The organism is Streptomyces sp. NPDC029159, from assembly GCF_055564055.1.
Genome location: NZ_JBVHWT010000003.1, coordinates 403,980 through 424,032, shown reverse-complemented (window position 1 = coordinate 424,032; position 20,053 = coordinate 403,980). Strand labels below are relative to the sequence as shown.

General features: G+C 73.9%; 20 protein-coding genes. 11 read left to right on the top strand and 9 right to left on the bottom strand.

Annotated features, from left to right (window positions below; translation table 11 throughout):
- The first annotated feature begins 84 nt into the window (after positions 1–84).
- The 6 genes from ACZ4U4_RS08930 to ACZ4U4_RS08905 all read left to right on the top strand — a co-directional run bounded on the left by ACZ4U4_RS08930 (position 85) and on the right by ACZ4U4_RS08905 (position 6,597).
- A complete protein-coding gene (locus ACZ4U4_RS08930) occupies positions 85–1,020 on the top strand; it encodes a coiled-coil domain-containing protein (RefSeq protein WP_030280676.1) in 936 nt (311 codons plus the stop codon).
- A gap of 120 nt (positions 1,021–1,140) precedes the next feature.
- Positions 1,141–2,139 carry an ABC transporter ATP-binding protein gene (locus ACZ4U4_RS08925; RefSeq protein ID WP_467870568.1) on the top strand — a complete coding sequence of 333 codons (999 nt, stop codon included), beginning with the start codon at positions 1,141–1,143 and terminating at the stop codon, positions 2,137–2,139.
- Positions 2,140–2,141: 2 nt separating this feature from the next.
- Positions 2,142–2,912 (top strand): ABC transporter permease, encoded by a 771-nt coding sequence (locus ACZ4U4_RS08920; protein ID WP_467870566.1) that lies wholly within the window; start codon positions 2,142–2,144, stop codon positions 2,910–2,912.
- Between the two features lie 164 nt (positions 2,913–3,076).
- Positions 3,077–4,339, top strand: a complete 1,263-nt coding sequence (locus ACZ4U4_RS08915) for an ABC transporter ATP-binding protein (RefSeq protein ID WP_467870563.1) — start codon at positions 3,077–3,079, stop codon at positions 4,337–4,339.
- A gap of 482 nt (positions 4,340–4,821) precedes the next feature.
- Positions 4,822–5,709 (top strand): ABC transporter permease, encoded by an 888-nt coding sequence (locus ACZ4U4_RS08910; RefSeq protein WP_467870943.1) that lies wholly within the window; start codon positions 4,822–4,824, stop codon positions 5,707–5,709.
- Positions 5,710–5,856: 147 nt separating this feature from the next.
- Positions 5,857–6,597 (top strand): GNAT family N-acetyltransferase, encoded by a 741-nt coding sequence (locus ACZ4U4_RS08905; RefSeq protein WP_467870561.1) that lies wholly within the window; start codon positions 5,857–5,859, stop codon positions 6,595–6,597.
- Here ACZ4U4_RS08905 and ACZ4U4_RS08900 read toward each other — a convergent pair.
- Positions 6,594–6,911: an ATP/GTP-binding protein gene (locus tag ACZ4U4_RS08900; protein WP_467870559.1), complete on the bottom strand. Its 318-nt coding sequence runs from the start codon at positions 6,909–6,911 to the stop codon at positions 6,594–6,596. The genes ACZ4U4_RS08905 and ACZ4U4_RS08900 overlap by 4 nt on opposite strands.
- A 177-nt stretch (positions 6,912–7,088) precedes the next feature.
- Here ACZ4U4_RS08900 and ACZ4U4_RS08895 point away from each other — a divergent pair, with 177 nt between their 5' ends.
- Positions 7,089–8,138, top strand: coding sequence for an LLM class flavin-dependent oxidoreductase (locus tag ACZ4U4_RS08895; protein ID WP_467870557.1), 1,050 nt, complete (start codon positions 7,089–7,091; stop codon positions 8,136–8,138).
- Positions 8,139–8,277: 139 nt separating this feature from the next.
- On the opposite strand, the gene ACZ4U4_RS08890 is transcribed toward ACZ4U4_RS08895, so the two are convergent.
- Positions 8,278–8,670: an SCO5389 family protein gene (locus ACZ4U4_RS08890; RefSeq protein WP_391640221.1), complete on the bottom strand. Its 393-nt coding sequence runs from the start codon at positions 8,668–8,670 to the stop codon at positions 8,278–8,280.
- A 249-nt stretch (positions 8,671–8,919) separates the two neighbouring features.
- On the opposite strand from ACZ4U4_RS08890, the gene nucS reads away from it, so the two are divergent.
- Positions 8,920–9,582, top strand: a complete 663-nt coding sequence (gene nucS / locus ACZ4U4_RS08885; RefSeq protein WP_467870554.1) for an endonuclease NucS — start codon at positions 8,920–8,922, stop codon at positions 9,580–9,582.
- Positions 9,583–9,692: 110 nt separating this feature from the next.
- Here the strand turns inward: nucS and ACZ4U4_RS08880 are convergent, their stop codons facing one another.
- The 3 genes from ACZ4U4_RS08880 to ACZ4U4_RS08870 all read right to left on the bottom strand — a co-directional run bounded on the left by ACZ4U4_RS08880 (position 9,693) and on the right by ACZ4U4_RS08870 (position 13,978).
- Positions 9,693–12,137, bottom strand: a complete 2,445-nt coding sequence (locus tag ACZ4U4_RS08880) for an ATP-binding protein (RefSeq protein ID WP_467870552.1) — start codon at positions 12,135–12,137, stop codon at positions 9,693–9,695.
- Between the two features lie 305 nt (positions 12,138–12,442).
- Positions 12,443–12,766 (bottom strand): STAS domain-containing protein, encoded by a 324-nt coding sequence (locus tag ACZ4U4_RS08875; protein WP_467870549.1) that lies wholly within the window; start codon positions 12,764–12,766, stop codon positions 12,443–12,445.
- 363 nt (positions 12,767–13,129) lie between these two features.
- A complete protein-coding gene (locus ACZ4U4_RS08870) occupies positions 13,130–13,978 on the bottom strand; it encodes a 3-hydroxyacyl-CoA dehydrogenase family protein (protein WP_391640224.1) in 849 nt (282 codons plus the stop codon).
- Positions 13,979–14,231: 253 nt separating this feature from the next.
- On the opposite strand from ACZ4U4_RS08870, the gene ACZ4U4_RS08865 reads away from it, so the two are divergent.
- Complete coding sequence (locus tag ACZ4U4_RS08865) at positions 14,232–14,804, top strand: cob(I)yrinic acid a,c-diamide adenosyltransferase (RefSeq protein WP_467870544.1); 573 nt, start codon at positions 14,232–14,234, stop codon at positions 14,802–14,804.
- A gap of 42 nt (positions 14,805–14,846) precedes the next feature.
- Here ACZ4U4_RS08865 and ACZ4U4_RS08860 read toward each other — a convergent pair whose 3' ends face one another.
- Complete coding sequence (locus ACZ4U4_RS08860; protein WP_467870542.1) at positions 14,847–15,419, bottom strand: hypothetical protein; 573 nt, start codon at positions 15,417–15,419, stop codon at positions 14,847–14,849.
- Positions 15,420–15,507: 88 nt separating this feature from the next.
- On the opposite strand from ACZ4U4_RS08860, the gene ACZ4U4_RS08855 reads away from it, so the two are divergent.
- On the top strand, positions 15,508–16,812 hold the full coding sequence (locus tag ACZ4U4_RS08855) for a sensor histidine kinase (RefSeq protein WP_467870538.1): 1,305 nt from the start codon (positions 15,508–15,510) through the stop codon (positions 16,810–16,812).
- Entirely contained in the window at positions 16,809–17,495 is a 687-nt protein-coding gene (locus tag ACZ4U4_RS08850) for a response regulator (protein ID WP_467870536.1), read from the top strand. Before ACZ4U4_RS08855 ends, ACZ4U4_RS08850 begins: the two co-directional genes overlap by 4 nt.
- Positions 17,496–17,505: 10 nt before the next feature.
- Here ACZ4U4_RS08850 and ACZ4U4_RS08845 read toward each other — a convergent pair whose 3' ends face one another.
- The 3 genes from ACZ4U4_RS08845 to atpD all read right to left on the bottom strand — a co-directional run bounded on the left by ACZ4U4_RS08845 (position 17,506) and on the right by atpD (position 20,050).
- Complete coding sequence (locus ACZ4U4_RS08845) at positions 17,506–17,955, bottom strand: DUF2550 domain-containing protein (RefSeq protein ID WP_467870533.1); 450 nt, start codon at positions 17,953–17,955, stop codon at positions 17,506–17,508.
- A gap of 148 nt (positions 17,956–18,103) precedes the next feature.
- Positions 18,104–18,487 (bottom strand): F0F1 ATP synthase subunit epsilon, encoded by a 384-nt coding sequence (locus ACZ4U4_RS08840; protein WP_018087383.1) that lies wholly within the window; start codon positions 18,485–18,487, stop codon positions 18,104–18,106.
- Positions 18,488–18,595: 108 nt separating this feature from the next.
- Positions 18,596–20,050: a F0F1 ATP synthase subunit beta gene (atpD, locus tag ACZ4U4_RS08835; RefSeq protein WP_467870531.1), complete on the bottom strand. Its 1,455-nt coding sequence runs from the start codon at positions 20,048–20,050 to the stop codon at positions 18,596–18,598.
- Positions 20,051–20,053 lie beyond the last annotated feature (3 nt).

Genomic DNA, 20,053 nt, shown 5'->3' with positions numbered 1-20,053 from the left:
AAACGGACATGGGCTCGATGACACGCCGGTCGGGCCCCTAGGATTCTCCTTATCACCTCACCGGTCTCTTTCGACAGGAACCCCATGAGCGACACTTCCTCCCCCTTCGGCTTCGAGCTCGTGCGGCGTGGGTACGACCGCGGTCAGGTGGATGACCGCATCACTAAGCTTGTCGCCGACCGCGACAGCGCGCTGGCCCGTATCACCTCGCTGGAAAAGCGGATCGAGGAGCTGCACCTCGAAACGCAGAACGCCCAGGCCCAGGTCACCGACGCCGAGCCGTCGTACGCGGGGCTCGGGGCCCGCGTCGAGAAGATCCTCCGTCTCGCCGAGGAGGAGGCCCAGGAGCTGCGCGAGGACGCCCGTCGCTCCGCCGAGCAGCACCGCGAGCTGGCCGAGTCCGCCGCCCAGCAGGTCCGTAACGACGCCGAGCAGTTCGCCGTCGAGCGCAAGGCGAAGGCCGAGGACGAGGGTTCGCGGATCGTCGAGAAGGCGAAGGGCGAGGCGTCCACGCTCCGTTCCGAGGCCCAGAAGGACGCGCAGTCCAAGCGCGAGGAGGCGGACTCCCTCTTCGAGGAGACCCGCGCCAAGGCCGCCCAGGCCGCCGCGGACTTCGAGACCAACCTCGCCAAGCGCCGCGAGCAGTCCGAGCGCGACCTGGCCTCCCGTCAGGCCAAGGCCGAGAAGCGCCTCGCCGAGATCGAGCACCGCGCCGAGCAGCTGCGCCTGGAGGCCGAGAAGCTGCGTACGGACGCCGAGCGCCGCGCCCGCCAGACGGTGGAGACCGCGCAGCGCCAGGCCGAGGACATCGTGGCCGACGCCAACCAGAAGGCCGACCGCGTCCGCAGCGAGTCCGAGCGGGAGCTGGCGGCGCTCACCAACCGCCGCGACTCCATCAACGCCCAGCTCACCAACGTCCGCGAGATGCTGGCGACGCTGACCGGTGCGGCCGTCGCCGCCGCCGGCGCCCCGGACGACGAGACCGCCACCCGCGGCATCCCGGCGCAGCAGTCCCACTGACGCGCAGTCCGTTCCGTACGAGCGCCCCCGCACCGCCTGTCAGGCGGTGCGGGGGCGCTCGGCCGTCCGGGCGGCGGCCGTCCGGTGGCGGGGGTTTCCGGGCGGCTTTAGCGTGCTTACATGATCGAGCTGGACGGGCTGACCAAGCACTACGGTGACACGGTCGCGGTGGACCACCTCACCTTCACGGTGCGGCCGGGCATCGTCACCGGTTTCCTCGGCCCGAACGGCGCGGGCAAGTCCACCACCATGCGGATGATGCTCGACCTGGACAATCCGACCGCCGGTTCGGTGCGGATCGACGGGGAGCACTACCGGCGGCTGACGGATCCGCTGCGGTCCGTCGGGGCGCTGCTGGACGCGAAGGCGGTGCACGGCGGGCGCAGCGCGTACCACCATCTGCTCTGTCTGGCGCAGAGCAACGGCCTTCCGCGGCGCCGGGTCGGCGAGGTGCTGGACACCGTCGGCCTCACCTCCGTGGCGAAGAAGCGGTCCAAGGGGTTCTCGCTCGGCATGGGCCAACGGCTCGGGATCGCGGCGGCGTTGCTGGGCGATCCGCGGGTGCTCCTCTTCGACGAGCCGGTCAACGGCCTCGACCCGGAGGGCATCCACTGGATCCGCAATCTGATGAAGAACCTCGCGGCCCAGGGCCGTACGGTCTTCGTCTCCTCGCATCTGATGAGCGAAATGGCGCTGACCGCGGACCATCTGGTGGTGATCGGACGGGGCCGGTTGCTGGCGGACACCTCGATGGCGGAGTTCATCCGCGGCAACTCGCGCTCCTACGTACGGCTGCGGTCGCCGGAGGCGGAGCGGCTGCGGGACGTGCTGCACACCGAACGGATCACGGTGGCCGAGGCGGCGGACGGGGCCCTGGAGGTCGACGGGGTGCCGGCCGAGCGGCTGGGGGAGCTGGCGGCCCGGCACGCTCTGGTGCTGCACGAGCTGAGTCCGCAGCAGGCGTCGCTGGAGGAGGCGTTCATGCAGCTGACGGCGGAGTCGGTGGAGTACCACGCGCACGGCGGGGAGCCCGCCGCCGACGGCCCCGCGGAGCCCGTGCCGCCCGGGGTGGCGGCCGGACCCGGCGGGTGGGGCGGCGGCTGGAAGAAGGGGAGCTGACGATGGCGGCGGTCGGACAGGTGCTGCGCTCGGAGTGGACGAAGGTCCGCTCGGTGCGGTCGACGGTGTGGACGCTGGGCATCGCGGTGGTCGTCACCGTGGGGCTGGGCATGCTGATCTGCGCGCTGACGGCGAACGACATCCGTACCGCGCCGGCCCGCGACCGGGTGGCCTTCGACGCCACCAATGTCAGCTTCGCCGGGATGGGCCTGGGCCAGCTGGCGATGATCGTGTTCGGGGTGCTGGTGGTCTCCAACGAGTACAGCACCGGCATGATCCGCAGCTCGCTGGCGGCCGTACCGCAGCGCGGCACCTTCCTGTTCTGCAAGCTGGCGGTGGCGACCACGCTGGTCTTCCTCGTCGGCCTCGCCACCAGCTTCATCGCCTTCTTCGCGGGGCAGGCGATGCTCGGCGACCACCGGGCGTACCTCGGCGATCCCGGGGTGCTGCGCGCGGTCTTCGGCGGCGGGCTCTACATGACGATGATCGCGCTGTTCTCGATGGCGGTGGCCACGATGCTGCGCAGCCCGATGCTGTCGCTGGGCATCCTGATGCCGTTCTTCTTCCTCGTCTCCAACATCCTCGGCAACGTCTCCGCCACCCGGAAGATCGGCCGGTATCTGCCGGACCAGGCGGGCCGGAAGGTGATGCAGGTGGTCCCCCTCGACTCCGATGTGCCGTACGGGCCGTGGGGCGGCTTCGGGATCATGGCGGCGTGGACGGCGGCGGCGCTGGTCTGCGGTTACGTCCTGCTGAAGCGGCGCGACGCCTGAGCGGGGCGTACGGGGCGGGGCGCGGGGAGCGCAGCCGGGGCGCGAGCCGCGGGTGGGGCCGCCCGCGCCCCGTTTTGGCGAGAACCGTCAAGGGACAGATAGCCTCCTAATCCTCACGGGGGCACGAGGGCGCCTCTGCCCCGACCATCTGCGAGGGGCGGAGAATGATCGAGGCAGTCGGCCTGACGAAGCGCTACGGCGCCAAGACGGCCGTGCACAACCTGTCGTTCCAGGTACGGCCGGGAACCGTCACGGGCTTCCTGGGACCGAACGGTTCCGGCAAGTCCACGACGATGCGCATGATCCTGGGCCTGGACACCCCGACGTCGGGCCACGCCACCATCGGCGGCCGTCCCTTCCGTCAGCTCCCCAACGCCCCGCGGCAGGTGGGCGCGTTGCTCGACGCCAAGGCGGTGCACGGCGGGCGCAGCGCGCGGGCGCATCTTTTGTCGCTGGCGCAGCTGTCGGGCATTCCGGCCCGCCGGGTCGAAGAGGTGCTCGGCGTGGTCGGGCTCCAGGACGTCGCGGGGCGCCGCTCCAAGGGGTTCTCGCTCGGTATGGGGCAGCGGCTGGGCATCGCCGCCGCGCTGCTGGGCGATCCGCAGGTGCTCCTCTTCGACGAGCCGGTCAACGGCCTCGACCCGGAGGGCATCCTGTGGGTGCGCAACCTGATGAAGCAGCTGGCGGCGGAGGGCCGTACGGTCTTCGTCTCGTCGCACCTGATGAGCGAGATGGCGCTGACCGCCGAGCACCTGATCGTGATCGGCCGGGGCCAGCTGATGGCGGACATGCCGGTCAAGGACTTCATCTCGGCCAACTCTGCCGACTTCGCCCGGGTCCGTACGCCCGACACCGAGCCGGAGCAGCGCGAGAAGCTGACCGCGGCGCTCGGTGAGGCCGGTGCGCAGATCGCGCCGGAGCCGGACGGCGCGCTGCGGGTGTCGGGGCTGGCACTCCCCCGGATCAGCGATCTCGCCCACGAGGCGGGCGTCCGCCTCTGGGAGCTGTCGCCGCATCAGGCGTCCCTGGAGGAGGCGTACATGCGCCTGACCCAGGGTGCGGTGGACTACCGCTCGACCGCCGACGCGCGCGCCGGGCTCCAGCAGGCGCCCGGCGGGCACCCGCAGCAGTTCGCCGCCCCGCACGGCTTCCCGCCCGCCCAGGGCGGACCGGCGCCGCAGGGCGCGATGCCCGGCGCGCAGCCGAACCCGTACGCCCCGCAGGGCCCGTACGCGCCGCAGGGCCCGTACGCGCCGCAGGCCACGCCGGGCCAGGGCTACCCGCCGCCCGCCCAGGGCGCTCCGGCGCCGCAGGGCCCGATGCCCGGCGCGCAGCCGAACCCGTACGCCCCGCAGCCGCCCGCGGCCCCGATGCCGCCGGCCGCCCCCGCCGACCTGTCCGCGCCGCACCACGAGGAAGCCCGATGACCAGCCCTCAGCAGCCGCAGCCCGAGCGCGGCCCGAACGACGACGCCGCGGCGCAGGGACAGCCCGCGGGGCAGGGCCAGCCCACCGCCGCGCAGCCGCCCGCCGCCCCGCCGCAGGCCCCGGCCGCCCCGCGGGGCGCAGCCCCCGCGCAGCCCGCCCCCGCGGCCCCGGCCCAACCCGGTCCGGAGGCGGCGCAGCCCGCGCCCGCCGCGCCCCAGGGGCAGCAGCCCGCCCGTGAGCAGGGCACCGTCGTGCTCGGCGCCGTGCCGCAGCCGCCCGCGCGTGAGGCCGGGACGATGGTGCTCCAGGCCCAGTCGCTCCCCGCGCACCAGGGCGACGGTCCGCCGCCGCAGCCGCTGGCGGCCGGCGGCAGCCTGGCCAAGGAGCCGGGCACGATGATGCTCAAGGCCCCGGCGGCCCAGCCCGGTCAGCCCGCCCCCGGCGCCCCGCAGCCCGGCGTCCCGGCCCCCGCCGGTCAGCCCATGGCCCCCGCGCAGGGCCCGCAGGCGGGCGCCCCGGGACAGCCCGGCCCGGGGCTCCCCCCGCAGGGGCAGCCGTTCGCCCCCCAGGGGGCGCCCACCGGTTACACCTCGCCGATCCCGGTGCGCTCCACCCACCTCGGGCACGCGCTCGCCTCCGAGTGGACCAAGATCCGTTCGGTCCGCTCCACGATCTGGACGCTGGGCGCGCTCTTCGTCCTGATCTTCGGCGTCGGCACACTGACCGCCCTCGCCCTGGGCACCCAGAGCTTCGTCGACCCCAAGCTCGGCATGGCGTTCTTCGGCGTCCTGCTCGGCACGCTCTGCATCATCCCGCTGGGCGTCCTGGTGATCTCGTCCGAGTACGGCACCGGCATGATCCGTACGACGATGACCGCCTGCCCCAGCCGCGCCCGGGTGCTCGCCGCCAAGTCGATCGTCTTCACCGCGCTGGCCTTCGTCATCACGACGATCACCACCACGCTCGTCGCCGTGCTCACCAACGCCATGGTGACCGGCCCGGACCCGACGTCCGGCGAATGGCTCCGGGTCACCGTCGGCGCCGGTCTGTACGTCGCGGTGCTCGGTCTGCTGGCGCTCGCCGTCGGCTCGCTGCTGCGCCACTCCGCGGGCGCCATCAGCGCCATGCTCGGGCTGGTGCTGCTGCCGATGCTGCTGGCGGTCTTCATGCTCGGCTCGGAGAGCCTGAAGTCGGTGAGCAAGGCCCTGGTCGAGTTCTCGGTGCCCAACTCGCTGGCGTCGCTCTACGGCAACCCGTTCCTCGGCACGGACACCGGCCCGCAGGGCTGGGAGCCCCTCTGGATCCTGATGGGCGTCACCGCGGTCGTCCTGGGCGCCGCCTTCGCCGTCCAGTCCCGGCGCGACGTGTAATCCGGCTCCTGGGAGCCCACCAGGGCGTGCCCGCCCGTTCCGCCACCGCGCGGGACCGGCGGGCACGCCCTTCGCCGTTCCCGGGCGCCGTTCGGGCCCGCGGAAAACCCGGTGCCCTCCGCCGCCCGCGCCACTACCGTCGCGGGCATGATCCGCGACGAGGCACGGCTGCTGGCCCTGGAGGTCGAGGCGATCCACGGCCTCGACCGCTCCCCCGGCGGCGCGCCCGCCCGGCTGCGGGACCCCTCCGTGCTGGCGCTCTGGGCCTGGTCCCCCCGGGCCCGCCTGGCAGCCCTCGGCCCCGGTCTCCCGCACTTGGCCCCCCTCGACGACACCGGACAGCCGTACGCACCGGAGCTGCGCCCCGAACCACTAGTGCGGCTCGCCGCGTCCCTGGGCGAGCGGGCGGTCACCCTGGAGGGCGGCCCCTGCTTCGTCTTCCCCACGCCGCTCCCCGATCCGGGCCCGGCGCCGCTGCCCGTCCTCGTCTCCTGCGCCGCGGGGCGCGCCGCGGCGCAGCAGCTGATCCGGCCGGACAACTGGCAGCCCGGCGAGTGGGCCGAGCTGATCGGCGGCGCCGCGGGCGCGTGGGCGATGGCCGTGCACGACGGGCAGCCGGTCTCGATCTGCCACACCCCGGCCGCGGGCGCCACCACCGCGGAGGCGGGCATCTGGACCCGCGCCGACTTCCGCGGCAGGGGCCTCGCCCCGGCCGTCGTCGCGGCCTGGTCCCGGCGCGCCGCCCCCGGCACGGAGGCACTCTTCTACAGCACCACCGCCGCCAACCACGCCTCCCGGTCGGTCGCCCGCCGGCTGCGCCTCACCCCGCTGGGGTGGCTGTGGCGGCTGCGGGAGGCGCCGCCGGGGAGCGGCAGCGGCACCCCCTAGTACCGCGGCGCGTTCCGTGACCGCTGGAGGCGGGCGCTGCGGCGGTCGCGCGCGTTCCAGCACGCCTTGTGCCAGTGGCGGCGGTCGTCGACGTCGCCGAGCCGCGGCCAGGCGACGACGTGCGGGACGCCCGGCGGGATCTCCTGGTCGCAGCCCGGGCAGCGGTAGTGCTTGGCGGCGCCGCCCCCGCCGACATGGCGGACGACCCACTCCTCGCCGCGCCACTCGGCGGTCTGTTCCAGACCGTAGCGGTCCCCCCCTGCGCGTTCGGTGGGCTTCGCACCGCCACGCTGGCGGTTTCGACGCGGAGACACAGGGCACCTCGGGAGATCTGCGGGGTCACGGGCCGTCACCAGCGTACGCGCCGTTCGGGTGGCGGTGCGTTCCTGCGATCATCGGCAAATCCCGGCGGCGGACCGTGCCTTTGGCACGTGTCGGCCGTTATTGGCTGCGTGGGGGGAGCCGCGTCGGCTGCGAGGAGGCAGAGAGCGATGCGCGTTGGGGCTTTCGTCCTGGCCGCTCAATTCCCGGGCCAGGGACAGGGGGAAGCACTGCACAGAGCGGTCCGCTGCGCGGAGGTCGCGGAGCGGGCGGGGCTCGATGACGTATGGCTGGCGGAGCACCACTTCGTGCCGTACGGCGTCTGCCCGTCGGCGGTGACGCTCGCCGCCCTGCTGCTGGGCCGGACGGCACGGATCGGCGTCGGCACCGCGGTCAGCGTGCTGCCGACCCAGCACCCGGTGGCGCTGGGGGAGCAGGCGGCGCTGCTGCACCTCACCTCCGGCGGCCGCTTCACCCTCGGCGTCGGCCGCGGCGGCCCCTGGGTCGATCTGGAGGTCTTCGGCGCCGGTCTCGCCGCGTACGAGCGGGGCTTCCCGGAGTCGCTCGACCTGCTGCTGCGCTGGCTGCGCGAGCCGCGGGTGGGCGCGGCGGGCGAGCGGTACGCCTTCCGGGAGGTGGCGGTGGTGCCGCGCCCCGCGCAGGCGCTGGCGCCGCCCGACGCCCCGGACGCGGAGCTGCCCGGTCCCGGGGTGCTGGTGGCGTGCACCTCCCCCGCGTCGGTGCGGCTGGCGGCCGCGCGGGGGCTGCCGATGCTGCTGGGCATGCACTCCACGGACGAGGAGAAGGCCGAGATGGTGGCGGTGTGGCGGACCGCGGCGCGGGAGGCCGGGCGGGACGGCGACGAGATCGCGGCCGCCCGCCATGTCTCGGCCGGGGTGGTGCAGATCGCCGACGACCGGCGGGACGCGGTCGAGACGCTGACGAAGGCGATGCCCGGCTGGCTCCGTCAGGGGCTGGGCGCGCATGTCACCGTCGACGGCCGCACCCGCACCATGCGGGACCCGCTCGCGTACACCGAGAAGCTGTGCGCGCTGCATCCCGTCGGGACTCCGCGGAGTTGCGCGGACCAGCTGGCGGCGACGGCGGAGCGTACGGGCATCACCACCCATGCGCTGCTCGTCGAGGGTTCGGGTGATCTGGCGGCCACCGAGGAGAACATCCGCCGCCTCGGCGAGGACGTCGCACCGCAGTTGAGGTGACCGGCCCGGCCGGCCGCCGGATCCGGTGGCCGGCCGCGCGGTGCGTCCGCGCGGCCGGCCGGTGCCGCTGCCCCGCGCACCCGTGTGCAAGGCGCCGGAAAGGCGCGGCGGAAGGGGTGCGCGGCGGCAGCGGTAGGGGTCAGCAGTCGCGCAGTACCGGGGACTGGTTCAGCAACTGGCCGCGGATGGAGGTGAAGCGGGCCAGGCGGTCGTCGACCGCCGGGTCGAGGGGGAAAACCGCGACGCGATGGCAGTTCTGGAAGGCGAGACGCACACCGAAGTGACGTTCCAGCGACCCGCGGATCGCATCGCTCGCCAGCGCACGCAGCAACTGACCGCGCGCCTGCTCGTCCGGCGGCGGCGTCAGGTTGTCGGCGAACTCCCCGCCGTCCGTCTGCAGCCGATCCACCAGCGAGCTGATCATTCCCCATGCGTAGGGCAGGGAGGTCCGGACGCAGTCGACAAAGGCGGCTTCATCGACCTCGCCTCGCTCGGCCTGTTCGAGGAGGGCCGGTGAGACGTCGAGCGACATGAGGTTCTCCTCTCGCGGCCCCGCCGGGTCGGGGGGCCTGAAGGGACGGGACATGGGGCATCGCGACGGAGCGTATCTGCCTCACGACCCCCCGCATCAACGGTAGGCCGCGCAAGAGCCGGGCACCAGAAGATTGCACAGACAACCGGCCAAGGACCGCTGCCGGAGGTGCGGGGGTTTCCCCCGGAAAGGGCCGCGGCTCCGGGGCGAATCGCGCGGGCGGCCCCCGGTCGAGTAGCGTGACGCCCCATGCGTCTCGTCATCGCCCGCTGCTCCGTGGACTACGCGGGCCGGCTCACCGCCCATCTGCCCTCCGCCCCCCGCCTCATCCTGGTGAAGGCGGACGGTTCGGTCTCCATCCACGCGGACGACCGTGCCTACAAACCCCTCAACTGGATGTCGCCGCCGTGCACCCTCAAGGAGGGCGACGGTCAGGTGTGGACGGTGGAGAACAAGGGCGGCGAGAAGCTCATCATCACCCTGGAGGAAGTCCTCCACGACTCCACGCACGAACTGGGCGTGGACCCCGGTCTGATCAAGGACGGCGTCGAGGCCCACCTCCAGGAACTGCTCGCCGACCGCATCGAAACCCTCGGCGAGGGCTATTCGCTGATTCGGCGCGAATACCCCACCGCCATCGGCCCGGTGGACATCCTGTGCCGGGACGCCGACGGTCAGACCGTGGCGGTGGAGATCAAGCGGCGCGGCGAGATCGACGGCGTGGAGCAGCTCACCCGCTATCTCGAACTCCTCAACCGCGACCCGCATCTGGCGCCGGTGAAGGGCATCTTCGCGGCCCAGGAGATCAAGCCGCAGGCGCGGGTGCTGGCCACCGACCGCAAGATCGGCTGTGTGGTGCTCGACTACGACGGTCTGCGCGGCATCGAGGACGACAAGCTCCGCCTCTTCTGACCCGGCGGCCCGGTCCCGTACGGACGACGGCCCGGTACGTGCCCGTCCGCCCCTGTGTGGGGTGGCCGGACACGTACCGGGCCGTCGCGCATTCCGGGACGCGCGCTCCGTCAGGCCGTCGGGCTGCCCGAGACGGTGGCCGTACGGGCGGTCGAGCCGTGGGTCTGCGGGTCGGAGGCGGACGGGCTCTGGTCGGTCGGCTTGTCCGTCGGGTCGGTCGGGTCCGGGGTCGTCGGCTCGTCCGTCGGGTCCTCGGTGGGCGTCGGCTCGGTCGGCCGGTGCGTGGGGTGCGTCGGGCGGCTCGTCGGCCCGGTGGGGCGGCCGGTGGGCCGGGTCGGGGCGGTCGACGGGTCCGTCGGCGTCGGGGCACCGGTGGGCGCGCCGGTGGTGGGCGCCTGTGTCGACGGGGGCGCGCTCTCCTCCTGCGACGGCGTGGCCGAGGCGGTGGTGACGGGCGGCGGGGCCTCGGGTGACCAGGTGTCCGCGGGCGTCGTCGGCTCCTCGTCCGGCTCGGCGGGCTGCTCCAGGGTGGTGCGGCCGCCGGGGCTGCTGTCGTCTCCGGAGGAGGTCGCGCCGAGCGTGACGACGGTGCCGAGGACCGCGGCGAGCAGCACGCCCGCGCCCGCCGCGGTGAGGTTGCGGCGGGTGGTGGCGGACTTCCGGGTGGCCAGGGTCGGCTGGACGGCGGTCTCCTCGCCCTTCTTCACGGCGTGCGCGGCGCGGGAGGTGACGACCGGTGTCCCGGCCACCGGCGTCTTCGGGCCGGGGGCGGCGTGGCGCGGCCCGGTGGCCGCCACCGCCGCCGCGGGCGGTACGGGCGGCACGGCGGCGCCGGGCGCGGGCGGCGGCGGGGTCCCGGTGCCCTCGGCGCTCAGCCGCTCCCGGTCGGCGACGAGGGCGAGGGCGCGGCGGCCGGCCACCGCGCCGCTGCGGTCGGAGAGGACCCCGCGCAGCCCGATGGATGCCTCCAGTTCGGCGCGGGCCCGGTCGAGGCTGTCGCCGCAGAGCGCCAGCACGCCCAACTCGTGGTGGAAGTAGGCTTCCTCGGCGACCTCACCGGCCAGCCGGGCGGCCTCCTGGCCGTGGCGCAGCCCGCGCTCCCAGGCGCTCCAGTGCAGCCCGGCGGCGAACGCCGGGGCGGCGGTGCGGGCCAGCAGCACGGCGGCGCTGGCGTGGCCGCCCTCGCGGCCCGCGGTGAGCGCGCCCATCGCGGCGAGCACGGCGTCCGCCTCGGCGGCGGCGCGCTCCGGGGTGACCGAGGGGTGCCCGGCCCACCAGGCGTAGTGCTGGGCCGCGGTGTGCGCCCGGGTGGTCGCGCCGTCGGCGTACCCGGCGGCGGTCAGCTGCTCGCGGACGGTGGCGGCGAGCCGGTAGTGGCCGCCCGCCGGGGTGATCAGCCCGCAGCCGAGGAGGTCGCCGAGGGCGGCGTCGGCGTGGGCGTCCTGGGTGAGGGCCGGCAGATGGGCCTGGTGCGGGAGTTCACCGCCGAGCGCCACGGCGAACCGCAGCGTCTCCTGGGCGGCCGGGCCCAGCCGCCCGGCGATCACCGGTGCGGGCGCCGCGGTGTCGGCGGCGGAGGGCAGCGGGGCGTGCGGCCGCCCGGGGGCGCCCGCGGAGACGGGGGCGAAGAGGCCGGGGCCGTCGACGGGGGCGCCGCCGGGCCGGTCGCGCAGCCGCAGCAGCGCCGCCGCCTGGACGAAGCGCAGCGGCAGCCCCGCGGACTCCCCCCACAGCTCGGTGGCCCAGACCGTCTCCTCGTCGGTCAGCGGCCGCTGCACGGCCCGCTCCAGGAGCCGCAGACCGGCGCCGCGGCCGATGCCGCCGAGGCGGACCTCCTCGACGGGGCAGCCGGGGCTGGGCGCCGCGACGTCGGGGGTGGCGGAGAAGAGGAAGGCGCACTCGGGGGTGGCGTCGAGCAGTTCGTCCAGGGCCCGGCCGCCGAACTCCAGGTCGTCGAGGACGACGATCGCGCCGATCCCGGCGAGCAGCCGCAGCAGCTCGTCGCGGTCGGGCCGGTACTGCGGCGTGCGGTGGACCGCGGCGAGGAGCGCGTACAGCAGGTCGGTGGGGGTGCGGTGGTAGCCGGAGAGGCGGACGACGCCGTCGGGGGCGACGCCGGCGCAGGCGGTGGCGACGGCGTCGAGGAGGCGGGTGCGGCCGGCGCCGGACGGGCCGGTGAGCCGTACCGAGCGGCCGCGGGTCAGCAGCCGTACCAGCCGCTCGGTCTCCTCGCCGCGCTCCTCCAGCGTGGCGGTGCGGGAGGCGTGGACGGGTGCGCCGGGCGGCACCGGGGGCGCGGCGGCACGGGCGGCCTCGGTGCGCTCCTCCTCGGTCAGCCGCTCGGGCTCACCGGGGCGCTCCCCGGGCGGGCAGGGTTCCATCTCGCTGCCGTCGAGGGGGTTGACGGTGACGAGGTAGCGTCCGGCGACGAGCCGGACGGTGCGGACGGGCTCCTCGGGGCCGGTCCGCATCCCGCCGAAGGCCGGTGCGCCGGGTGCGTCGCCGTCCGCCGGGTCGCCGCTCTCGTCGGGTCCCCGCCGGGTGTTCGGGTCCATGGTCACAGCCCCCAGATGCCCTTCTGTTCGCTCCGCCCGGCCGCGCGGCCCGGCCTCGTGGGCCGGGTGCGCGCCGTGGTCGTGTGGTCCGGCCTGTCCCCCGGTCGCGCGGTGCGGGCGGGGCCGGGCTCGGCCGCCGCGGGTTCCGCGGACGCGGAGGTGACCCTAGCCCCGGGATGGTACGGGTCCGCCGCCGGGGCCCTGACATGTCCGGAACGACCCGTTCCGACGGTATGACCGCGGAGCCCGGAGACGCGAACGGCCCGGAACGGCCGCGGTACGCGGCGTTCCGGGCCCGCCGGGACTCACACCCGGGGCAGTGTCTCCGCCGCGATCCCGCCCTCGATGGCGAGAATGCGGTGCAGGCGGGTGGCAACCAGCAGCCGCTGCATCTGGGGCGGCACCCCGCGCAGCACGAGGCGGCGGCCCACCCGGCCCGCCCGCCGGTGCGCCCCCATGATCACGCCGAGCCCCGTGGCGTCCCAGGAGTCCAGCTCGGTCAGATTCAGCACGAGATCGCCGCATCCGGAGTCGACGGCGTGGTGCAGGGCCGTACGGGCGTCCGCCGCGCTGCGGACGTCGAGGCGGCCCTCGACGACCAGCTCGGCGTAGTCGCCCTTGATGTGCATATGCGCTCCCCGAATGGTGTTGTGCCGTGCTGGAGGCCGTCCCGTCGTCCCCGGCGGGCGGAGGACGGCAGGGGCGCCACGCCGCCGTGCCGAACCTCCGGATACACCGGTATCCGGACGCCCGTCCGCCGTGCGGGGCACCGCATCTGCCGCCGTGTGCCGTCCCACCAGGGACAACGGGACACCCTCCGGAGGTCTACCGGACTGACTGCCACTCCGGCGGCGAAGTTGCCGCCCGTGAGCGAACCGATACCGAATTCACCCGACGGGGTGACGACTTCGCCGCCCGTGATCTGACATCGCGTCAGCATCCCTGGACAGACCCCCTCCTGAGCCTTCCAGGATGCCAGGCCGCGCCGCCGATCAGTGCGCGTAGAACCCGTGGCCGCTCTTCCGGCCGATGTCGCCGGCGTCGACCATCCGCCGCATGATCTCCGGCGGCGCGAACTTCTCGTCCTGCGACTCCGCGTAGATGTTGTCGGTGGCGTGCAGCAGGATGTCGACGCCGGTGAGGTCGGCGGTGGCCAGCGGGCCCATCGCGTGGCCGAAGCCCAGCTTGCACGCCAGGTCGATGTCCTCGGCGCTCGCCACGCCCGACTCGTAGAGCTTGGCCGCCTCGACGACCAGCGCGGAGATCAGCCGGGTGGTGACGAAACCGGCGACGTCGCGGTTGACGACGATGCAGGTCTTGCCGACGGACTCGGCGAACTCACGGGCGGCGGCGAGGGTTTCGTCGCTGGTCTTGTAACCGCGCACCAGCTCGCACAGCTGCATCATCGGCACCGGCGAGAAGAAGTGCGTACCGACGACCCGCTCCGGGCAGGAGGTGGCCGCGGCGATCTTCGTGATCGGGATCGCGGAGGTGTTGGAGGCGAGGACCGCGTCGTCCTTGGCGAGCTTGTCGAGCGCCTGGAAGATCTCCCGCTTGACCTCGATCTTCTCGAAGACCGCCTCGACGACGACATCCGCGTCGCCGACCGCGTCCAGATCGGTCGTGGTGGTGATCCGGGCCAGCGCCTGCTCCGCGGCGTCCGCGTCCAGCTTCCCCTTGGCCACGAACTTCGCGTACGACGCCTCGATACCGCCCTTGCCGCGGGCCAGCGCCCCGTCCGTCACATCGCGGAGCACCACGTCCCACCCCGCCTGGGCGGAGACCTGCGCAATACCGGATCCCATGAGTCCGGCACCGATGACGGCGAGCTTCTTTGCCACTGCTGTCCCCTCACACCCTGTGTGTTCCAGATTCGGTCAAGGTGACGTTATCCGTACTGAGCGATCGTTTGGTAGGTAAGAGACACGCGTCACGCCCGCCCCGGGCGAACTGCGCCCGGTGGCCCGCCCGTCCGTGTCCGGCGTCACCCGGAAGGCCGTCAGAGCGCCCCGCGCGCGGCGCAGTTCGGGCACCGCGCCCGGCGGCGTCCCGCGCCCCCGGCCCGCCCGGCGGGGCGCCGCGTACGCTCGTGCCATGGTGAATCTGACGCGCATCTACACCCGCACCGGCGACAAGGGCACCACCGCCCTGGGCGACATGAGCCGCACCGCCAAGACCGACCGCCGGATCGCCGCCTACGCGGACACCAACGAGGCCAACGCGGCGCTCGGCGTGGCGCTGGCCCTCGGCGAACTGCCCGAGGAGGTCCGGGCGGTGCTGCTGCGCGTGCAGAACGACCTCTTCGACGTCGGCGCCGACCTGTCCACGCCGGTCGTCGAGGACCCGAAGTACCCGCCGCTGCGCGTCGAGCAGAGCTACATCGACAAGCTGGAGGCGGACTGCGACCACTTCCTGGAGCAGCTGGAGAAGCTGCGCAGCTTCATCCTCCCCGGCGGCACGGCCGGCGCCGCCCTGCTCCACCAGGCGTGCACCGTCGTCCGCCGCGCCGAGCGCGCCACCTGGGCGGCGTTCGACGAGCACGGCGAGACCATGAACCCGCTCACCGCCACCTACCTCAACCGCCTCTCCGACCTGCTGTTCATCCTGGCCCGTACGGCCAACAAGGAGGTCGGGGACGTGCTGTGGGTGCCGGGCGGCGAGCGGTAGCCGAGCGGTCCGGGCCGCCCCCCGTAGCGGCCCGGACCGCGCTCAGCGCAGCACCTTCGGGGGCCGCGCCGCCTCCGCCTCCCCGGCCGGTGCCTTCTTCGGCCAGAGCAGGTACGACAGGGCGATCACGCCGTGGATGGCGACCAGCCGGGCCATGGTGAGCTGCCAGCCCCGCAGCGTCGCGGTGTCGCCGTCGCCGACGTACCAGACGGCCAGTTGCAGCAGTCCGGCCGCGACCGCGCCCATCGCGACCGTCCGCAGCCACAGCTTCCCCTCGTGGCGGGCGCGGGCCATCCCGTGGCGGGGCGGCTTCGGGGGCCGCTGGGCGCCGCCGAAGCGGTGCGCGACATGGCCGTCGGCCCAGCGGATCGTGTAGTGGCCGTAGGCGACGGTGTAGCCGATGTAGACGGCGGCCAGGCCGTGCTTCCAGTCCGCCGTGGCGCCGCCCCGCAGATCGATCGCCGTGACGATCAGCAACGCCAGCTCCAGCAGCGGCTCCAGCAGCAGTACGGCGGCGCCGGTACGCGGCATCCGGCACCCGTACCGCAGCGTCAGACCGGCCGCGAGCAGCACCCAGAAACCGATCTCGCAGGCGACGATCAACGTGACGACCATGGTGTTCCTCCTCCGGGACCCCTCCAGGCTGCCGCCGCCACCCGGCCCGGGGCGTCGTCGCGGCCGACGATTCCGGCTGCATCTTTCGATGTACCGGCCGCGCCGCGGCGCCCGCCCTGACGTGGAGGCGGGCGGCGCCCGGGCCGTGTTGGATGGACGGGTGCCGCCACTTCCCCGCCCCGCCCGCCCGCACCGCGACGACCTCCTCATCGCGGCCGCCGGGCTGCTCGGCGGTGTGCTCCTGTGGCTGCTGGGGCTGCGCGGGACGGCGCCGGTCGCCGGGGTGCCGCCGTGGCTGTCCCTGGTCGCGCTGACCGTCGCCGCCGGGGCCGAACTGCTGCGCCGTACCGCACCGCTGACCGGCCTGGCACTCGCCACCGCCGCGCTCGCCCTGGACACCTGCGCCGGAACGCTCATCGCCACCGTCGTGATGTTCACCGACCTCGTCTACGCGGCGGTCCTCCACGGCGGGCCCCGCGCGGCGCGCCGCATCCCGCCCGCCACCGCGCTGGTGACCGTCCTCGGCACGCTGATCGCGCTCGCCGTGGCCCGCAGCCCGGAGGCGCTCTTCGTCGGTGTCTTCCTCGGGCTGCTCACCCTCACCCCGGCCTCGACGGGCCTGATCGTCCGCCACCACCGGGACGCGGCCCAGGCGGCCCGGCTGCGGGCCGAGCAGACCGCGCTGCTCGCCGAGATGGACCGGGCGCAGGCGGTCACCGCGGAGCGCGCGCGGATGGCTCGGGAGCTGCACGACGTGGTCGCCGGCCATCTGTCGGCCATCGCGCTGCACACCACCGCCGCGCAGACCCTCGACGATCCGGCCGCGACCCGGGAGGCGCTCGGCGTCATCCGCGAGAACAGCGTGCAGGGCCTGGCCGAGATGCGCCGCCTCATCGGGCTGCTGCGCGCCTCCGGCGGCGCCGAGGCGGACGGCGAACCCGCCGCCGTCCCCACCCTCGACGGCCTCCCGGCCCTCCTCGACCGGGCCCGCGCGGCCGGGGCGGGCGACGGGCTGACCTTCCGCCTGGACGACGCCCGCCGGGAGAACGGCGACACCGCCCGCCTGCCCGCCCCCGTGGAACTGGCCGCCTACCGCATCGTCCAGGAATCCGTGACCAACGCCCTCAAGCACGCCGCGCCCGGCGAGGTCACCATCCGCCTCGCCCGGCCGCCGGGCGGCCCGCTCACCACCGTCGTGACCAGCCCGTACGGCGTCCGCCGCGGGCCGGTCGCCGCGCGGGTGCCGGGCTCCGGCGCCGGGCTGACCGGTATGCGTGAGCGCGCCGCCCTGCTCGGCGGCGACTGCGACGCGGGCCCGGCGGACGGCCCCGGCGGCCCTGTCTGGCGCGTCCGGGCCACCCTTCCCGCCACCGAGGAGACACCCCCGACATGACCGGCACTCCCCCGCGCCCGCTGCGCATCGTCGTCGCCGAGGACCAGTCCGCCGTCCGCGCCGGACTCGTCCTCATCCTCCGCTCCGACCCCGCCGTCGAGGTCGCCGGAGAGGCGGCGGACGGCGAGGAGGCGATCCGCCTCGCCCGCGAGCTCCGCCCCGACCTCGTCCTCATGGACGTCCAGATGCCCCGGCTCGACGGCGTCTCGGCCACCCGCCGCATCGTCGCCGAAGGGCTCGCGGACGTCCTGGTGCTGACCACCTTCGACCTCGACGCCTACGTCTTCGGCGCCCTGCGCGCCGGGGCCGCCGGGTTCCTGCTCAAGGACATGGACGCGCGGGAGCTGCTGGCCGCGGTGCACACGGTGGCCGCCGGGGACGGCATCGTCGCCCCCGCGGTCACCCGCCGGCTGATCGCGGAGTTCGCCGGGGCCTCCGCGCCCCGGGAGCGTACGGAGCCCGCACCCGATCCGGCGGTGCTGGAGACGCTCACCCGGCGGGAGCGGGAGGTGCTGGGCGTCCTGGGCCGCGGCCTGTCGAACGCCGAGGCCGCGGTCCGGCTGAAGATGGCCGAGGCGACCGTGAAGACGCACGTCAGCCGACTGCTGGCCAAACTGGGCCTACGGAGCCGGGTACAGGCGGCGGTCCTGGCCCAGGAACTGGGCGTCGAGCCGCCGGAGTGACCGGAGTGGCTCAGGCCACGTTGACCCGCTGGCCCGGAGGTGCCGCCTCCAGCCACGCCAGGAAACCGGTGAGGGCGTCCTCACTCATCGCCAGCTCCAGGCGGGTGCCGCTGTGGCGGCAGACGAGGACGACGGAGTCGGAGAGCAGCGCCAGCTCCTCCTCGCCCTGCGGGGTGCGGCGCTCGACGACCTCGATGGCGGAGCGCTCCAGGATGCGGCGGGGCCGCGGCGCGTAGGAGAAGACCCGGAACCACTCGACGCGGTCGCCGTTGTAGCGGGCGACGCCGTAGATCCAGCCCTTGCCGTTGGGCTCGCGCTCCTCCTCCGGTACGTCCCAGCGCAGGCTGCAGTCGAAGGTGCCGCCGGAGCGCTGGATGAGCCGCCGCCGCAGCCCGAAGACGAACAGCCCCAGCAGCACCAGCACCACGACCGCGCCGCTCACGAGCAGAGCGAGGACCATCTCGACCGACCTCCTCGCCTCTGTGGGGGATCCCCGCGCCGGGTCGGGCGCGAGGGAGGGAAACGCACCTGCATGGCCTCAGCCGCGGGCCGCTCCGGAAGTCTCCGGGCAGCCCGCGGCTGAGGATCGATCTCGTCGGTGACGGGGCTCAGTGAACGCCCGTCACCGCGCGCAGCCGGACATCGGCGCGACGCTCGGCGGCCGCGTCAGCGTCCGACTTCGCTCGCTCCAGTGCCCGCTCCGCGCGCTGGACATCGATCTCGTCCGACAGCTCGGCGATCTCCGCGAGCAGAGACAGCTTGTTGTCGGCGAACGAGATGAAGCCGCCGTGCACCGCGGCGACGACAGTACCGTCCCCGCTCTCGCCGGTCGTACGGATCGTCACCGGGCCCGACTGCAGCACGCCGAGCAGCGGCTGGTGTCCGGGCATGACGCCGATGTCGCCCGACGAGGTGCGCGCGACGACCAGGCTGGCCTCACCGGACCAGACCTGCCGGTCCGCTGCGACCAACTCGACGTGCAGCTCAGCCACGATGGCTCCTCGGGTCTCCACCTGCCGGGTCCGGCAGATGTTGGGTCAAATACTAGTGGTCGTACGGTCCGGGGGGGGCCAGGGCCGCCCCCGGTGCCGAGGCCGGGGTCAGGAGACGCCCAGCTCCTTGGCGTTCCGCTCCAGGTCCTCGATGCCACCGCACATGAAGAATGCCTGCTCGGGGAAGTGGTCGTACTCGCCGTCCGCGATGGCGTTGAAGGCGTGGATCGACTCGTCGAGCGAGACGTCCGAACCGTCGACGCCGGTGAACTGCTTCGCGACGTGGGTGTTCTGCGAGAGGAACCGCTCGATACGGCGGGCGCGGTAGACGGTGAGCTTGTCTTCCTCACCCAGCTCGTCGATACCCAGAATCGCGATGATGTCCTGGAGGTCCTTGTACTTCTGCAGGATCGTCTTGACGCGCATCGCGCAGTCGTAGTGGTCCTGCGCGATGTAGCGCGGGTCCAGGATCCGGGACGTCGAGTCCAGCGGGTCGACCGCCGGGTAGATGCCCTTCTCCGAGATCGGACGGGACAGAACGGTCGTCGCGTCCAGGTGGGCGAAGGTGGTCGCCGGCGCCGGGTCGGTCAGGTCGTCCGCGGGGACGTAGATCGCCTGCATCGAGGTGATCGAGTGACCACGGGTCGAGGTGATGCGCTCCTGGAGGAGGCCCATCTCGTCCGCCAGGTTCGGCTGGTAACCCACCGCGGACGGCATACGGCCGAGCAGCGTGGAGACCTCGGAACCCGCCTGGGTGTACCGGAAGATGTTGTCGATGAAGAAGAGGACGTCCTGCTTCTGGACGTCACGGAAGTACTCCGCCATCGTCAGACCGGCCAGGGCGACGCGCAGACGGGTGCCCGGGGGCTCGTCCATCTGACCGAAGACCAGCGCGGTCTTGTCGATGACGCCGGAGTCCGTCATCTCCTCGATGAGGTCGTTGCCCTCACGGGTGCGCTCACCGACACCGGCGAACACCGACACACCGTCGTGGTTGTTGGCCACGCGGTAGATCATTTCCTGGATCAGAACGGTCTTGCCGACACCGGCACCACCGAACAGACCGATCTTGCCGCCCTTGACGTACGGGGTCAGCAGGTCGATGACCTTGACGCCGGTCTCGAACATCTCGGTCTTGGACTCGAGCTGGTCGAAGGAGGGCGCCTTGCGGTGGATCGGCCAGCGCTCGGTGACCTGGGTGGCCGCCTCGGGCTTGTTCAGGATCTCGCCGAGGGTGTTGAAGACCTTGCCCTTGGTGATGTCACCGACGGGCACGGTGATGCCCGTGCCGGTGTCGGTCACCGGAGCCTGGCGGACCAGACCGTCGGTGGGCTGCATCGAGATCGCCCGGACGAGGCCGTCACCCAGGTGCTGGGCGACCTCGAGGGTCAGGGTCTTGGTCGCGCCCTGCTCGGCAGGGTCCTCGACGTCGACGTGCAGCGCGTTGTAGATGTCCGGCATCGCGTCGACGGGGAACTCCACGTCGACGACCGGGCCGATGACCCGCGAGACGCGGCCTGCGGCCACGCCCGACGCGGCGGTCGGCTCAACAGTGGTGGTCATAGT

What these genes read in the sequence shown, in the direction of transcription:
- ACZ4U4_RS08930 (WP_030280676.1), top strand. Translation starts at nt 85, where the DNA reads ATGAGCGACACTTCCTCCCCCTTCGGCTTCGAGCTCGTGCGGCGTGGG.
- ACZ4U4_RS08925 (WP_467870568.1), top strand. Translation starts at nt 1,141, where the DNA reads ATGATCGAGCTGGACGGGCTGACCAAGCACTACGGTGACACGGTCGCG.
- ACZ4U4_RS08920 (WP_467870566.1), top strand. Translation starts at nt 2,142, where the DNA reads ATGGCGGCGGTCGGACAGGTGCTGCGCTCGGAGTGGACGAAGGTCCGC.
- ACZ4U4_RS08915 (WP_467870563.1), top strand. Translation starts at nt 3,077, where the DNA reads ATGATCGAGGCAGTCGGCCTGACGAAGCGCTACGGCGCCAAGACGGCC.
- ACZ4U4_RS08910 (WP_467870943.1), top strand. Translation starts at nt 4,822, where the DNA reads ATGGCCCCCGCGCAGGGCCCGCAGGCGGGCGCCCCGGGACAGCCCGGC.
- ACZ4U4_RS08905 (WP_467870561.1), top strand. Translation starts at nt 5,857, where the DNA reads ATGATCCGCGACGAGGCACGGCTGCTGGCCCTGGAGGTCGAGGCGATC.
- ACZ4U4_RS08895 (WP_467870557.1), top strand. Translation starts at nt 7,089, where the DNA reads ATGCGCGTTGGGGCTTTCGTCCTGGCCGCTCAATTCCCGGGCCAGGGA.
- ACZ4U4_RS08890 (WP_391640221.1), bottom strand. Translation starts at nt 8,670, where the DNA reads ATGTCGCTCGACGTCTCACCGGCCCTCCTCGAACAGGCCGAGCGAGGC.
- nucS (WP_467870554.1), top strand. Translation starts at nt 8,920, where the DNA reads ATGCGTCTCGTCATCGCCCGCTGCTCCGTGGACTACGCGGGCCGGCTC.
- ACZ4U4_RS08880 (WP_467870552.1), bottom strand. Translation starts at nt 12,137, where the DNA reads ATGGACCCGAACACCCGGCGGGGACCCGACGAGAGCGGCGACCCGGCG.
- ACZ4U4_RS08875 (WP_467870549.1), bottom strand. Translation starts at nt 12,766, where the DNA reads ATGCACATCAAGGGCGACTACGCCGAGCTGGTCGTCGAGGGCCGCCTC.
- ACZ4U4_RS08865 (WP_467870544.1), top strand. Translation starts at nt 14,232, where the DNA reads ATGGTGAATCTGACGCGCATCTACACCCGCACCGGCGACAAGGGCACC.
- ACZ4U4_RS08860 (WP_467870542.1), bottom strand. Translation starts at nt 15,419, where the DNA reads ATGGTCGTCACGTTGATCGTCGCCTGCGAGATCGGTTTCTGGGTGCTG.
- ACZ4U4_RS08855 (WP_467870538.1), top strand. Translation starts at nt 15,508, where the DNA reads ATGTACCGGCCGCGCCGCGGCGCCCGCCCTGACGTGGAGGCGGGCGGC.
- ACZ4U4_RS08850 (WP_467870536.1), top strand. Translation starts at nt 16,809, where the DNA reads ATGACCGGCACTCCCCCGCGCCCGCTGCGCATCGTCGTCGCCGAGGAC.
- ACZ4U4_RS08845 (WP_467870533.1), bottom strand. Translation starts at nt 17,955, where the DNA reads ATGGTCCTCGCTCTGCTCGTGAGCGGCGCGGTCGTGGTGCTGGTGCTG.
- atpD (WP_467870531.1), bottom strand. Translation starts at nt 20,050, where the DNA reads ATGACCACCACTGTTGAGCCGACCGCCGCGTCGGGCGTGGCCGCAGGC.